Origin of the sequence: Shinella sp. AETb1-6 (assembly GCF_009826875.1) — a bacterium.
Classification (GTDB): Bacteria; Pseudomonadota; Alphaproteobacteria; order Rhizobiales; family Rhizobiaceae; genus Shinella; species Shinella sumterensis.
In genome coordinates, this window is record NZ_WUMM01000001.1 from 128,007 (window position 1) to 141,500 (window position 13,494).

At 64.7% G+C, this 13,494-nt stretch carries 14 protein-coding genes; 5 read left to right on the top strand and 9 right to left on the bottom strand.

Annotated elements, in window-relative coordinates:
• Nucleotides 1–80: 80 nt before the first annotated feature.
• Complete coding sequence (locus GR158_RS00585) at nucleotides 81–1,334, top strand: MFS transporter (protein WP_160869290.1); 1,254 nt, start codon at nucleotides 81–83, stop codon at nucleotides 1,332–1,334.
• Nucleotides 1,335–1,393: 59 nt separating this feature from the next.
• Here GR158_RS00585 and gndA read toward each other — a convergent pair whose 3' ends face one another.
• The 5 genes from gndA to ccoG form a co-directional block, all read right to left on the bottom strand.
• Nucleotides 1,394–2,824 carry an NADP-dependent phosphogluconate dehydrogenase gene (gndA, locus tag GR158_RS00590; RefSeq protein ID WP_134650046.1) on the bottom strand — a complete coding sequence of 477 codons (1,431 nt, stop codon included), beginning with the start codon at nucleotides 2,822–2,824 and terminating at the stop codon, nucleotides 1,394–1,396.
• 169 nt (nucleotides 2,825–2,993) lie between these two features.
• Nucleotides 2,994–3,149: a cbb3-type cytochrome oxidase assembly protein CcoS gene (gene ccoS / locus GR158_RS00595; RefSeq protein WP_160869292.1), complete on the bottom strand. Its 156-nt coding sequence runs from the start codon at nucleotides 3,147–3,149 to the stop codon at nucleotides 2,994–2,996.
• Entirely contained in the window at nucleotides 3,146–5,440 is a 2,295-nt protein-coding gene (locus tag GR158_RS00600; protein WP_160869294.1) for a cation-translocating P-type ATPase, read from the bottom strand. The genes ccoS and GR158_RS00600 overlap by 4 nt, the downstream gene beginning before the upstream one ends.
• On the bottom strand, nucleotides 5,437–5,934 hold the full coding sequence (locus tag GR158_RS00605; RefSeq protein WP_134650049.1) for a FixH family protein: 498 nt from the start codon (nucleotides 5,932–5,934) through the stop codon (nucleotides 5,437–5,439). The genes GR158_RS00600 and GR158_RS00605 overlap by 4 nt, the downstream gene beginning before the upstream one ends.
• The gene (gene ccoG, locus GR158_RS00610) at nucleotides 5,934–7,502 is read right to left on the bottom strand and encodes a cytochrome c oxidase accessory protein CcoG (protein ID WP_160869296.1); all 1,569 of its coding nucleotides are present in this window, start codon (nucleotides 7,500–7,502) and stop codon (nucleotides 5,934–5,936) included. Before ccoG ends, GR158_RS00605 begins: the two co-directional genes overlap by 1 nt.
• Nucleotides 7,503–7,738: 236 nt before the next feature.
• Between ccoG and GR158_RS00615 the strand changes: the two genes are divergently transcribed.
• From GR158_RS00615 to GR158_RS00625, 3 genes are all read left to right on the top strand, one after another.
• Nucleotides 7,739–8,155 carry an SRPBCC family protein gene (locus GR158_RS00615; protein ID WP_160869298.1) on the top strand — a complete coding sequence of 139 codons (417 nt, stop codon included), beginning with the start codon at nucleotides 7,739–7,741 and terminating at the stop codon, nucleotides 8,153–8,155.
• Nucleotides 8,152–8,508, top strand: a complete 357-nt coding sequence (locus GR158_RS00620; protein ID WP_160869300.1) for a VOC family protein — start codon at nucleotides 8,152–8,154, stop codon at nucleotides 8,506–8,508. Before GR158_RS00615 ends, GR158_RS00620 begins: the two co-directional genes overlap by 4 nt.
• A 117-nt stretch (nucleotides 8,509–8,625) precedes the next feature.
• Nucleotides 8,626–9,363: a GGDEF domain-containing protein gene (locus tag GR158_RS00625; protein ID WP_160869302.1), complete on the top strand. Its 738-nt coding sequence runs from the start codon at nucleotides 8,626–8,628 to the stop codon at nucleotides 9,361–9,363.
• A 52-nt stretch (nucleotides 9,364–9,415) separates the two neighbouring features.
• Here the strand turns inward: GR158_RS00625 and ccoP are convergent, their stop codons facing one another.
• From ccoP to ccoN, 4 genes are read right to left on the bottom strand one after another with little or no spacing between them, the layout of a single operon-like run.
• On the bottom strand, nucleotides 9,416–10,279 hold the full coding sequence (ccoP, locus tag GR158_RS00630; protein ID WP_160869304.1) for a cytochrome-c oxidase, cbb3-type subunit III: 864 nt from the start codon (nucleotides 10,277–10,279) through the stop codon (nucleotides 9,416–9,418).
• Between the two features lie 2 nt (nucleotides 10,280–10,281).
• A complete protein-coding gene (locus GR158_RS00635) occupies nucleotides 10,282–10,434 on the bottom strand; it encodes a cbb3-type cytochrome c oxidase subunit 3 (RefSeq protein ID WP_134650055.1) in 153 nt (50 codons plus the stop codon).
• Between the two features lie 11 nt (nucleotides 10,435–10,445).
• Complete coding sequence (gene ccoO / locus GR158_RS00640; RefSeq protein WP_134650056.1) at nucleotides 10,446–11,177, bottom strand: cytochrome-c oxidase, cbb3-type subunit II; 732 nt, start codon at nucleotides 11,175–11,177, stop codon at nucleotides 10,446–10,448.
• An 11-nt stretch (nucleotides 11,178–11,188) separates the two neighbouring features.
• Nucleotides 11,189–12,808 carry a cytochrome-c oxidase, cbb3-type subunit I gene (gene ccoN / locus GR158_RS00645; protein WP_160869306.1) on the bottom strand — a complete coding sequence of 540 codons (1,620 nt, stop codon included), beginning with the start codon at nucleotides 12,806–12,808 and terminating at the stop codon, nucleotides 11,189–11,191.
• Nucleotides 12,809–13,014: 206 nt separating this feature from the next.
• On the opposite strand from ccoN, the gene GR158_RS00650 reads away from it, so the two are divergent.
• Entirely contained in the window at nucleotides 13,015–13,494 is a 480-nt protein-coding gene (locus GR158_RS00650; RefSeq protein ID WP_160869308.1) for a hemerythrin domain-containing protein, read from the top strand.

Below are 13,494 nucleotides of genomic sequence, written 5' to 3' on the forward strand. Positions count from 1 at the left end.
ATAGGGCTGTTGCGGGCTGTCCGTTTTTGCGGCATCGAACGGTTCACGAGTGAGGCGGAGCGCGGCGGAGCGACATCGCAATGGACCATGAAAAGCAGAGATTGAACTACGTGTTGTTCCTCGTCGCCGGGGCAGGTCTTGTGAATGTCGCAAGAGCGATGACCCTGTCGTTCCTCGCCATCAAGCTACAGCAGAGTTTTGGCCTCGGGCCTGCCATGATCGGCGTTCTGCTCGGTATCGGCCCCCTGGTGGGCGCGGTCGCCGCGCCGCTTGCGGGCTCGCTGTCCGACAAGGTGGGACGCAAGACCGTCCTGACGCTCACGCTGCTTTCCATGGCGCTTGCCATGGTCGGCATGGGCATTGCCGAAACGGTGCTTGCCTTCTGCCTCGCCCAGATCGTCGCGGCCGTCGCCATCGCGATCAACGAACCGGTCTCACGCGCGCTGATGAGCGATGTATGCCCTGAGCCGATGCGCCTCAAATATTTCTCCTGGCGCTACACCGCTATCAATTTCGGCTTTGCCGTCGGCCCGTTGATCGGGATTGCGGCGGGCGCAGCATCCACGACGCTTTTCATCGTTTCGGGCATCGTCTACGCGCTGTTTGCATTGGCCCTGCATCTCCTGAAGGTTCCGCTCCACCGTCCTGCCGCGGGAACGGTCGGCGCGCCCAAAATATCGGTGCTTCAGAGCATCAGGACAGCGATCCGCGATCCCCGTCTGGCCTTCTTCGTCGGCGGCGGCACCCTGCTGGTCGCCGTCCACGGCCAATGGTCGGCGACGCTTGCGCCCTATCTTGCCGGCAACATTGCCGGCGGCGTGGAAATCTTCGCCTATATCGTCTCCATCAACGGCGTGGTCGTGCTGCTCGGAAATCCGTTCGCCCGCCGCTTCGTCGAGCGCGCCGGCGCGCTGAACGCACTCGTGATCGGCTGCCTGCTGTTTCTTGCCGGCGAACTCGGTTTCCTGGCATCCGGCGGCCTCTGGGGACTTGCGATCTCGATGGCGGTTTTCACCATCGGCGAAATCCTGGTTATCCCGTCGGAATACATGCTGGTCGACGGCATCGCGAACGACGATAACCGCGGCAGCTATTTCGGCGCCCATTCCTTCTCGACCGTCGGCAATTTCATCGGGCCGACGCTCGGCGGCCTCATGCTGGGGGCGTTCGGCGGCCCGGGCATGTTCCTGCTTTTTGCCGCCTTTGCGGCCGCCAGCGCCATCCTCTTTGCGATCGGCACCAGAATGCCGCCACCCAGGGCATCGGCGGCACTCATGCCGGCGACCGCATCGGGAGATGCGGCCGGCCCTCACCTGCGCGGCCTCTACGCCTGAGGCTTTCACAAATGCCCATAAGCAAAAGGCCCGGTCTCTCGACCGGGCCTTTTGTGTTCTCAGCCGTTCAGGCCGGAGCCCCATGGGCCGTGGTGGCTGTCGGCGCCGTCGAGGCGGTCGAAGCCGTGGGCGCCGAAGAAGTCGCGCTGGGCCTGGATAACGTTGGCCGTGCCGCGGCCGCGGCGGTAGCTGTCGAAATAGCCGAGCGCGGAGGCGAGTGCGGGAACCGGCAGGCCGTGCAGCGCAGCGGCCGAAACGACGCGGCGCAGCGCGCCGTCGGTTTCCTTGACCATGGCGGCGAAGGCCGGCGTGACGATGAGGTTTGCCGCATCCGGGGCCTTGGTGAAGGCGCTGGTGATCTCGTCGAGGAACTGCGAGCGGATGATGCAGCCGGCGCGCCAGATCTTGGCAATCGTCGGCATCGGCAGGTTCCAGTTATATTCCTTCGAGGCGGCGGCCATGACGGCGAAGCCCTGCGCATAGGCGCCGATCTTGCCGGCCAGAAGCGCGCTTTCGAGATCCTTGATGAAGGCGGCCTTGTCTGCGACCGAGAGTGCGGGCACATCCGGCAGGCCGAGGATCTTTTCGGCGGCTTCGCGCTCGGCCTTGAACGACGAGATGGAGCGGGCGGCAACGGCGGCTTCGATGCCGGTCGCCGGCACGCCCATGTTCTGGGCTTCGATGGCGGACCACTTGCCCGTGCCCTTCTGGCCGGCCTTGTCGAGGATCATGTCGACCATCGGGCCACCGGCGATCGGGTCCTTGGCGGCGAGAACCTTTTCGGTGATCTCGATGAGGTAGGATTCCAGGCGACCCTTGTTCCACTGGCCGAAGACCTCGCCGATCTCGGCGGCGCTCATCTTCAGGCCGTCGCGCAGGATACCGTAGATTTCGGCGATCATCTGCATGTCGGCATATTCGATGCCGTTGTGGATGGTCTTGACGAAGTGGCCGGCGCCGTTCTCGCCGAGCCAGGCAACACACGGATCGTCGTTGTACTTGGCGGCAATCGAGGTCAGAACCTTCTCGACGCGCTTCCAACTATCTTCCGTGCCGCCGACCATGATGGACGGGCCATGGCGCGCACCCTCCTCGCCGCCGGAAACGCCCATGCCGATGAAGGTGAGGCCGGAATCCTTGAGCGCATCGAAGCGGCGCATCGTGTCGCGGAAATTCGCGTTGCCGGCATCGATCATGATGTCGTTCTTTTCGAGGTAGGGACGCAGCAGATCCATCTGCTGGTCCACCGCCGCACCGGCTTGGATCATGATGATGATCGGACGCGGCGGGCGGATGGCGGCGACGAATTCCTCGATGGTCTCGCAGGGCACGATCTGGCCCTTGAGGTCGCCGGCCTCCTCGTAGAACTCCTTCGTGCGCGCAACGGTGCGGTTGAACACCGCGATCTTGTTGCCTTTCTCGGCGATGTTGAGCGCAAGGTTGGACCCCATCACGCCGAGACCGATAAGACCGATTTCCGCCTGTGCCACGATAGTACCTCCGTAGGTATGGCGCGGCGGGGATGACTTTCGGAGCCTGCCGAAAACGCCGCGCGAAAAGAGAGAGTGGAGCATCGCTCCAGCGCGCGTGTTTTGGCATTCAAATCGATTTACGACAAGGGATTGTTTGACTTGCCCGCCATTTTAGAACCCCTCGAAACTACCTGCCCGGCCGGTCGTCGCCATCGTCGAGGACGCGCCAGGCGGCACCCTCCACATCGTCGTACTGCCCGCTCTTGAGCGACCAGAGAAAGGCCGCAAGCCCGAGCGCACCGAGGAAAAGGGCGATGGGGATGAGGAAGATGAGCGTGTTCATGCCGCCTTCACCATGGTGTTGACCGGACGCGCCGCATCCGCGGCGCGTGTCGCAAAGGCCGGCAGGCGTCCGCGCAGGCGCAGCGAATTGACGACGACCGTAATCGACGATGTGGACATTGCTATGGCCGCAATCAGCGGCGTCGCATGTCCGAGAATGGCGATGGGAATGGCCACGACATTGTAGCCGATGGCGAGCGCGAAGTTCTGCCGGATCAGGCGCCCGGCCTTTCGCGCGGTCTCGATGGCGAAGGGCACGGCCTCGAGACTTTCATGCAGGAAGACCAGGTCCGCCGCCTGGCGGCCGACATCGGCAGCACTGGCCGGCGCCATGGAGACATGCGCCGCCGCCAGTGCCGGCGCATCGTTGATGCCGTCGCCCACCATGAGGACACGATGACCGCTTGCGGCACGTTCGGCGACCACCTCGGTCTTCTCACGCGGCGAAAGACCGGCCTGCCAGCGCTGGATGCCGAGCAGGCCGGCAATGCGCGAGACCGCCGCAGGCCGGTCGCCCGACAGGATCGCCATAGCGATGCCGTCCTCGCGCAGCGCGCCGACCGCCTCGCCGGCACCCGCGCGCAGGGCGTCCTCGAAGCGGAAGGTCTCCAGCACGACGCCGTCCCGCGACAGCACGACCTCGGAAAGCCCGTGCATCTCCTCGCCGCCAACGGCCCTGCCGGCCGCAAAGGCGCGGCTGCCGAGGCGAAGCAGGCCCTGCGGCGTTTCGGTCTCAAGCCCGCCGCCCGCGATTTCCCGAACCTCGTTAAGGACAGGCATGGGACCGGGCACAGCACTTGCAAGCGCCACGGAAAGCGGATGGCGCGAATGGGCGGCCAGCGCCGCCGCAAGCGCAAGATGGGCGCGATTGACGCTATCACGGTCGACAAGGCGCGGCTTGCCGAGCGTCAGCGTGCCGGTCTTGTCGAAGACGGCGGTGTCGATCTCGGCCAGGCGCTCCATGGCCGAACCATCCTTCACCATGACGCCGCCGGCAAACAGGCGGCCGGCCGCCACCACCTGCACCACCGGCACCGCAAGCGCGAGCGCGCAGGGGCAGGTGATGATCAGCACCGCTATGGAGACCATGAGGGCATGTTTCCAGTCGCCGTCATGAAGTCCCCAGCCAAGGAACGAGCCCAGCGCCATGACATGCACGACGGGCGCATAGATCTGCGACGCACGATCGGCGATGCGGCGATACCGCGCCCTGCCGCCTTCTGCCGCTTCCATCAGGCCGATGACCTCCGACAGGAAGGAATCGCGGGCGGTCGCGACGGCTTCGACCAGAAGCGAGCCGGTGAGGTTCATCGCGCCCGCCTCGAGGCGGGTGCCGGGCCCGGCGGCAAGCGGATCGCTCTCGCCGTTGACGATGGAACGGTCGACATCGCTTGCCCCCGTCAGCACGCGGCAATCGACGGGAATACGCTCGCCCGCGGCGATGGCGAGATGATCGCCGACAGCGATCTCCTCGACCGGCCGATAGTCGCGCGTTCCGTCGGGCAGCATCACCATCGCGCCGCGCGGCGACAGGCGGGCAAGGCCGGTGATGGCCGAGCGGGCGCGATCGCGCATGACATGGTCGAGCGTGCGGCCGATGAGCAGGAAGAACAGCAGGCTGACGGTGGCGTCGAACCAGGCATGCTCGGCGCTGTGCAGCGTCTCCCACAACGAGAAGACATAGGAAAGCGTGATCGCGATGGCGATCGGCACATCCATGTTGGTGCGGCCGTGGCGCAGCGCGTTCCAGGCCGAGCGGTAGAAGAAGCGGCCGGCATAGATCAGCGTCGGGCCGGCGATGAAGGCGGAAATCCAGTGGAACAGGTCGCGCGTCGCGGCCTCGGCGCCCGACCAGACGGAAACCGAAAGCAGCATGATGTTGGTGGCCGCGAAGCCGGAAACGGCGACGGCGCGGATCAGCTGGTTGCGCAGGAGGTCATCGCCTTCCGCGGCAAGCGAGAAGAGATGCGTGTCGTAACCCGTGGCGGCGATCGCCGCGGCCATGGTATGCGGATCGGTCGGCGCGCCGCCCACCTCCTCCTTCCACACCACCGAGACCCGGCGGGTGGAAAGGTTGACGCGCGCCCGCTCGACCTCCGGCAGGGCGTCGAGTGCGGCCTCGATGGTGGTAATGCACGCGCCGCAATGCACGCCGGGAACGCTCAGGTCGCTCTGGCGCAGTCCCGGCCCGACCGGGCGGCTGGCGAGCAGCAGTTCCTCCGACGACGGCAAGGCATGGCGGGCGCGCTCGGCCTCCATCGCGCCTTCCGTTCCGGGTGCGCAGCAGCTCATTGGCGGCCTCCTGCGACGACGGTGCGCAGCGTCTGGTGGAACACCTTCGCACCCTGATGCCGCGTGGCGATATCGATCACCCACTGGCCGGCGGGCACATCGCGCTCGGCAACGAACCGCCCCGCACCCGAGGGCACGAGCGACAGGGTGAAATCCTCCCGCTCGTCCACCGGACGCTTGAAAGTGGCCGAGACCTCGTCGGCGACGACGGGCTGGCCGCCGGCATCGACCACATGGTAGACGACGCGGCCGTCCTTGATGACGATATCGCCCTCGATGCCGCTCGCGGCGAGCCGCTTGGCCTCCTCCACCTTGCCGTTGAACTGCTGGCTGGCGACATAGGTGTTCGGCACGACCAGCCCGCTCCAGGTCCGCACCGCGTTCCACGCCATGAAGACGTTGACCGCGATGATGGTGCCGAAGAACAGCACCATGACGAGGAGCATATGCCAGCCCGTGAAGACGAAACCGCGTTGTTTGCTTTCGGCGACCATTATCGTGCTCCCGGCATGTTGAATTTGGCGGAATAGGCCCTGCTTTCGTGACCCTGGCGATCTTCCGCCACGATCCTGAAGCCGTCGGCCGCTTCCGCCAGCTTGTCCTTGGGCAGAGTGACGAAGACCCTGAGTGCCGTCACCTTGTCCGGATCTGCGGGCACGTCGACGCTGCGGCCATCCGTGTTGTCATGGCCGGCGATCTTCATGACGGCGCCCGGCATGCCCTCGATCGATACGGTGATGACGCGCGGTTCGGGGATCATGTTGAGCAACTTCACCGCATAGCCGTTGCGGATCGAGCCATCCGATTCCACGACGAACTGGGGATTGCGGTCGTGGATGACGTTGAGGTCCAGCCGCTCGCGCGCGAGCAGTGCGTAGACCAGCGCCAGGCCCGCCAGCGACCATACGCCGAAATAGAGCAGCGTGCGCGGACGGAAGATGACGCGCCAGTCGAAATGCCGGATACGATCGTTGAACGTGCCGTCGGCATTGCGGACGCGGGCCGGCGCGATCGGCTGCGTGCCGCCTGCGGTAGCGAGCGCCATGTTCGCCGCATAATCCGACAGGGTGGCATAGGCGATCAGGCCGCGCTCCTTGCCGATCTTGTCCATGACATTGTCGCAGGCATCGATGCAGAGCGCGCAGGTGATGCACTCCATCTGCTGGCCGTCGCGGATATCGATGCCCATGGGACAGACCACGACGCAGGCGTTGCAATCCACGCAATCGCCGGCGCTCTCCCCGGCAGCAATGGCCTTCTTGGCATGGCGGGTGCGCGGCTCGCCGCGCCAGTCGTTATAGGTCACGACAAGCGAGCTTTCATCGAGCATCGCCGCCTGGATGCGCGGCCAAGGGCACATATAGGTGCAGACCTGCTCGCGCATCAGCCCGCCCAGGACGTAGGTCGTCGCCGTCAGGACCGCGACGGTGATATAGGCGACCGGCGGCGCCTGCAGCGTGACGAAATTGATCAGCAACGTCGGTGCATCGGCGAAATAGAAGATCCAGGCGCCGCCCGTGGCGACGGCGATGACGAGCCAGGTCGCGTGCTTGCTGACGCGCTTCCAGACCTTGGAGAGCGTCCACGGCCCGGCGTCGAGCTTCATGCGCGCATTGCGATCGCCCTCGATGGCGCGCTCCACGACGAGGAAGAGATCGACCCAGACCGTCTGCGGACAGGCATAGCCGCACCAGGCGCGCCCGACAGCCGACGTCACGAGGAACAGGCCGAAGCCCGCCATGACGAGCAGGCCGGCCACGAAGAAGAATTCCTGCGGCCAGATCTCGATGAAGAAGAAGTAGAAGCGACGGCCGGCGAGATCGATGAGCACCGCCTGGTCCGGCGCATAGGGACCGCGGTCCCAGCGAATCCACGGCGTCAGGTAATAGATGCCGAGCGTTACAAGCATGATCAGCCACTTGAACTGGCGAAACCGGCCCTGGGCGCGCTTGGGAAAGATCTTCTTGCGCTTCTCGTAGAGCGGCTTGCGCACCTTGGCCGAGTTGACGGGCTCGGCCTCGTGGCGCTCGATGGTCGTGTCTGCGGTGTAGACGGTCGTCATAATATGCGGATGTCCCGGAATCTTCTGCCTGTGCCGGGGACAATGACGCCAACGGGGCGCCGCATCGTTGATCTACGTCAAGTTTGGTGGGCGTTACGGCCGCCATGGGCGTGGCGCGTTGCCGCACGAATGCGCGGTACACACCTTCTGCCGCTGCCGAAAAGGCAGGTATGTTCACTTTTCGTTCGACAAATGCGCTCGTTCCAACCTATCCTGCGTCGATAAGGAGAGCGCCCATGACCACCCTGCCCGCCCGCATCGTCCACCGCAGCATCGATCGTGATTGGCGCGCCGTTTACGCCTTCGCCGCAAAGCCGGAGAACATGCCGCTCTGGGCTTCGGGCCTCGCCTCGGGGCTGACGCGCGACGGTGACGACTGGATCGCCGACGGCGGGCCGATCGGCAATGTGCGTGTCCGGTTCGCGCCGGCCAACGATTTCGGCGTCATCGATCATACCGTCACCCTGCCCGATGGCCGGGTCGTCGAGAACGCCCTGCGCGTCGTTCCGAACGGTGATGGCGCGGAGGTGATGTTCACGCTGCTGCGGCAACCGGATATGGATGACGCGGCCTTCGAGTCGGATGCGGCGCATGTGGCCCGCGATCTCGACGCGTTGGCCAAACTGATGGAAGACAGGGAGTTGCCGCGATGAGCAGCAGAGGCGCGGATCGCAAGATCGACTATATCGAGTTCAACGTCGCGGATATCGCCCGCAGCAAGGCCTTCTATGGCAGCGCCTTCGGCTGGACCTTCACGGATTACGGGCCGCAATATTGCGAATTTCAGGACGGCCGCCTGACCGGCGGCTTCACCACAACGGCCCCGGTTCGCGCTGAGGGCGGCCCGCTGATCATCCTTTTTGCCGATGCGCTGGAGGAGATATTGGTGCGCGTAGAGGCCGCGGGCGGCAAGGTGGTGCAGCCGATCTTCGACTTTCCCGGTGGACGCCGCTTCCACTTCACCGATCCCGACGGATACGAGCTGGCGGTCTGGTCCGACCGTTGACCGGCTCGACTGGCGTCAATCTGACGGCGTGAAGCATTTTTACCCTTGGAATTCAGGGATTTTCAACGATCGCCTCCTAGTGACGAGTCCAGCGGTTAAATCAGCGTGGGCTCGTCGATGTACGCAATTCTAGGCAGGACCTTACTGGTCGCGGTGCTGTCGACGGTCGCATCGCTCGTGATCAGCTTCGCCTTCGTACCGATGATGGGCGGCCGCGTGGCTGGCGCAGGCCTGATCATGACCATCGTCTGCCCGATCGCCACCTCCATCCCCGCCTCGCTCGTGCATTTCTATCAGGCCGACCGTCTGCGCCGCGCCAATACGGCGCTCGCCGAGGCGCGCGATGCGCTGGAAAAGGCCTATGCCCGCCTGCAATACCAGGCCCGGCGCGATGCCCTGACCGGCCTGCTCAACCGGGCAGCCTTCATGGACGAGATTGCCGCATCCAGCAACGACGGCGCGAATGGCGGCCTGCTCTTTCTCGATGTCGATCATTTCAAGTCGGTCAACGACCGGTTCGGCCATGCCACGGGCGACGAGGCCCTGCATCTCATCGGCGCTACCCTCCAGGGCCTGTCTCAGGAGAACGACATCGTCGGCCGCCTCGGCGGCGAGGAGTTCGCGATTTTCCTGCACGGCGCGTCGGCCGAGCGCATGCTCGATCATTCGCAGGCGGTGCGCGAGGCGGTCGCCGCCATCGATCTTCGCCACCCATCCGGCATCCGCATACCCCTCGGCGTCAGCATCGGCGCCTTCCATTGCGCGCCCCGGTTCGATCCGGCCGAGGCGCTCGCCGCCGCCGACCGCAATCTCTACCGGGCGAAATCGGCAGGCCGCAACACGGTCGTCGCATGAAAAAGGCCGCGTTCGACGCGGCCTCTTCCTGTGTCATGTCTGGTCTCGGCGATTATTCGCCGCCGCCCAGCGAGTGGACGAAGATCGCAAGCTGCTTGACCGAAGCATCGCCCAGGCGCGGCAGCCAGCTCGGCATCACGCCATGCTTGGGCGCGCGGACCTGCGTGGCGATGGCCGCCTCGCCCTCGCCCTTCAGCCAGATGGCGTCCGCGAGGTTCGGCGCGCCGAACTCGCGGTTGCCCTTGGCGTCATCGCCGTGGCAGGCGGCGCAGTTGTCGGCGAAGATCTGCCTGCCCGGTTCGACGAAGCTGGCATCCGACGGCGTCCCCGTCAGGCTGACGACATAGGCCGCCACCTGCTTGATCTGCACGGGCTCCAGGATTTCGCCATAGGCCGGCATTTCCGAGGTGCGGGTCTCGTCGTCGCCGGGGTTGCGGATACCATGCGCGATGGTCTGGTAGATATCATCCACCGAGCCGCCCCAGATCCAGTCGTCGTCGTTGAGGTTCGGGAAGCCGGCGCCGCCGGCAGCGCCCGAGCCGTGGCACTGCGCACAGTTGACCTTGAAGGCCGATGCGCCGCCCGCGATTGCGAACTGCGAAAGCTGCGGATCGGCCATGATCTCCTGAAGCGGGGAATTGGCGATGCGGTCGACGAAGGCGGACTGCGCCTGCTTGGCCTCCGCCAGCTCGGTCGCGATATTGCCGCGGCTCGACCAGCCGAGAACGCCCCTTGTGGCGTCGCTGACCAGCGGCCATGCTGGAAAGGCGATGGTGTAGCCGATCGCCCAGAGGATCGTCGCATAGAACGTCCAGACCCACCAGCGCGGCATCGGGTTGTTCAGTTCGCGGATGCCATCCCATTCGTGGCCGGTGGTTTCGACGCCCGAGATTTCGTCAACATGTTTCTCGGCCATGATCAGTCCTCCTTGAGAGGGATTTCAGCGGCCCGTTCGGCGGCCTTGCGGGCGCCGGGGCGGAGTGTGAAGCCGACGACGGCCAGAAAGAACAGCGTCATGGCGAGCAGGCCCCAGCTGTCGGCGAAGTGGCGCATGGCGGTATAGGTTTCCATGATCCACCTCCTCAGCGGTAACCGCTGGCATCGTCATAGGTGGAGAAGTCCACCAGCGTGCCGAGCATTTGCAGATAGGCGACGAGCGCATCCATTTCGGTGAGCTTGGCGGGATCGCCGTCGAAGTCGCCGAGCTTGGCCTTCGGATAGCGGGCCTCCAGGCCGGACGTGTCGGCGTTCGGATCCGCCTGCGCCTTGATATCGGCCGCCGCGTTCTCGATCATCTCGTCCGTATAGGGCACGCCCACCTTGCGGTTTGCTTCGAGATGCAGGGTGATGTTCTTCACCTCCAGCGGCGTCTCCTTGAGGAAGGCGTAGCTCGGCATCACCGATTCCGGCACGACCGAGCGCGGCTCGATCAGGTGCTGGACATGCCACTCGTTCGAGTAGCGGTCACCGACGCGGGCGAGATCCGGCCCCGTGCGCTTCGAGCCCCACTGGAACGGATGGTCGTACATCGACTCAGCGGCCAGCGAGTAGTGCCCGTAGCGTTCCACCTCGTCGCGGAACGGGCGGATCATCTGGCTGTGACAGACGTAGCAGCCTTCGCGGACATAGATGTCGCGGCCCGCCAGTTCGAGCGGCGAATAGGGCCGCATGCCCTCCACCTTCTCGATGGTGTTTTCGAGGTAGAACAGCGGGGCGATCTCGACGATGCCGCCGATGGTGACGACCAGGAGCGAGCCGACGAGGAGAAGCGTCGCGTTGCGTTCGAGGATCGCGTGTTTGTCAAGAATGGACATGGTGTCCCCTCCTATTCGGCCGGCTGGAGCGCAGGTGCGGCACCCGGGATCGGGGCTTCGTCACGCTGGTAGCCGAGGATTGTCATGGTCACGTTGTAGGCCATGATGAGCGCCCCCAAGAGGAACAGCCCGCCGCCGACGGCGCGCAGCACGTAATAGGGGAACATCGCGGCGACGGTTTCGGCGAACGAATAGACCAGGAAGCCCTGCTCGTCGTATTCGCGCCACATCAGGCCCTGCTGGATGCCGGCGACCCACATGACCGCCGCGTAGACGACGATGCCGAGCGTGGCGAGCCAGAAGTGCCAGTTGACCATGCGGATCGAGTACAGCCGTTCGCGCTTCCACAGCTTCGGAACGAGGAAGTAGACCGCGCCGAAGGTGATGAGGCCGTTCCAGCCCAGCGCGCCCGAGTGAACGTGGCCGATGGTCCAGTCCGTGTAGTGGCTGAGCGAGTTGACCGACTTGATCGACATCATCGGGCCTTCGAAGGTCGCCATGCCGTAGAAGGCGACGGCCATGACCATCATGCGCACGATCGGATCGGTGCGGATCTTGTCCCAGGCGCCCGAGAGCGTCATCAGGCCGTTGATCATGCCGCCCCACGAGGGCATCCACAGCATGATCGAGAAGGCCATGCCCAGCGTCTGCGCCCAGTCGGGCAGCGCCGTGTAGTGCAGGTGATGCGGGCCGGCCCAGATATACATGAAGATCAGGGCCCAGAAGTGGATGATCGACAGGCGGTAGGAATAGACCGGACGGTTCACCTGCTTGGGGATGAAGTAGTACATCATGCCCAGGAAACCGGCCGTCAGGAAGAAGCCCACGGCGTTATGGCCGTACCACCATTGCGTCAGCGCATCCTGCACGCCCGAGAACGCCGAGTAGCTCTTGACACCCAGGAACGACACCGGGATCGCCAGGTTGTTGACGATATGCAGCATGGCCACCGTCACGATGAACGACAGGAAGAACCAGTTCGCCACGTAGATGTGGGGTTCCTTGCGGGTCATGATCGTGCCGAGGAAGGCGACGAGGTAGGCGACCCAGACGACGGTGAGCCACAGGTCGACATACCATTCCGGCTCGGCATATTCCCTGCCCTGCGTGATGCCGAGCAGATAGCCGGTGGCGGCCATGACGATGAAGAGCTGGTAGCCCCAGAACACGAACCAGCCGAGATTGCCGCCGAAGAGGCGCACGCGCGAGGTGCGCTGCACCACATAGAACGACGTCGCGATCAGCGCATTGCCGCCAAAGGCGAAGATGACCGCCGAGGTGTGCAGCGGGCGCGTGCGGCCGAAGTTCAGCCAGGGCTCGATGTTGAGATCGGGAAAGGCCAGTTGCAGCGCGACCACGACGCCGACCAGGAAGCCGACGACGCCCCAGAAGACGGTTGCGATGACGCCGTATTTCACGACCTCGTCGAAGTAACCGCCATCGTCGGACGAGGCCGCGACCTTGGCCGGAGCGAAGGAAATGCGCCGGATCATGAAGACCGTGCCCGTCAGGAGCACGAAGAAGAGGACCCACATATGGGCCCCGAAAAGCTTGTCCTGGGCAAACGCCGCGCCGAGCAGCGCGAGGAATGCGCCCACGGCAAGGACGATTGTTTCCGTTGTGTATTTCATCGTTGGCATCCCCCAACTCTCGAATGTCCCGCATAAGCCGTTCCCACGCGGAATCGGCCTTTGCGCTCGAATGAGCCTTCGCAGATGCGCACGCCAGCATCCTTGACATGGATCAAGGCGCAGATCGGAAGCCGAGGTCATCAAGGGGACAGGTTGACGCAGCCCGCCCGGCGACGCGCGGCATCCAGAAAACGAGGACATATGAGATGACGGACCACACTGGTATCGCCCGGCTGCTTTCGGACCGCCCGATGGATGCCGTTTCGCTCGACTGGTTGAAGAAGGCCCATGATGCGCAGCTCGCGCTGTGCGAAGCGCTGGAAGACATCGCCGACAGCCTGCCGGCCAACATCAACCGGCAAAAATGCATGTACGCCGCCAAATCATTGATTCCGCTGGTCAACGGCGTGCATCGCTATGAGGAGGAAACGCTGTTTCCCCTGCTGGAGAAACAGCGCGCGCATGACGGCGAACTGACGGAAGCCATCGCGCGGCTGAAGTTCGAGCATGTCGAAGACGAGTGTTTCGCCGAGGAGTTGACCGACACGCTGACGCGGCTCGGCAGCGGTGACGCCGGGATCAACGCGGAAGCGGCGGGCTACATGCTCCGCGGCTTCTTCGAATCGATCCGGCGCCATATCGCCTTCGAGCAGCAGTTCATGCTGCGCGGGCCGCTCGTTTCATGA

Coding starts and splice junctions, on each gene's coding strand:
- GR158_RS00615 (WP_160869298.1), top strand. CDS start 7,739: ATGACCACCCTGCCCGCCCGCATCGTCCACCGCAGCATCGATCGTGAT.
- GR158_RS00625 (WP_160869302.1), top strand. CDS start 8,626: ATGTACGCAATTCTAGGCAGGACCTTACTGGTCGCGGTGCTGTCGACG.
- GR158_RS00620 (WP_160869300.1), top strand. CDS start 8,152: ATGAGCAGCAGAGGCGCGGATCGCAAGATCGACTATATCGAGTTCAAC.
- ccoS (WP_160869292.1), bottom strand. CDS start 3,149: ATGAACACGCTCATCTTCCTCATCCCCATCGCCCTTTTCCTCGGTGCG.
- GR158_RS00650 (WP_160869308.1), top strand. CDS start 13,015: ATGACGGACCACACTGGTATCGCCCGGCTGCTTTCGGACCGCCCGATG.
- GR158_RS00605 (WP_134650049.1), bottom strand. CDS start 5,934: ATGGTCGCCGAAAGCAAACAACGCGGTTTCGTCTTCACGGGCTGGCAT.
- ccoG (WP_160869296.1), bottom strand. CDS start 7,502: ATGACGACCGTCTACACCGCAGACACGACCATCGAGCGCCACGAGGCC.
- ccoP (WP_160869304.1), bottom strand. CDS start 10,279: ATGGCCGAGAAACATGTTGACGAAATCTCGGGCGTCGAAACCACCGGC.
- GR158_RS00600 (WP_160869294.1), bottom strand. CDS start 5,440: ATGAGCTGCTGCGCACCCGGAACGGAAGGCGCGATGGAGGCCGAGCGC.
- GR158_RS00585 (WP_160869290.1), top strand. CDS start 81: ATGGACCATGAAAAGCAGAGATTGAACTACGTGTTGTTCCTCGTCGCC.
- ccoO (WP_134650056.1), bottom strand. CDS start 11,177: ATGTCCATTCTTGACAAACACGCGATCCTCGAACGCAACGCGACGCTT.
- GR158_RS00635 (WP_134650055.1), bottom strand. CDS start 10,434: ATGGAAACCTATACCGCCATGCGCCACTTCGCCGACAGCTGGGGCCTG.
- ccoN (WP_160869306.1), bottom strand. CDS start 12,808: ATGAAATACACAACGGAAACAATCGTCCTTGCCGTGGGCGCATTCCTC.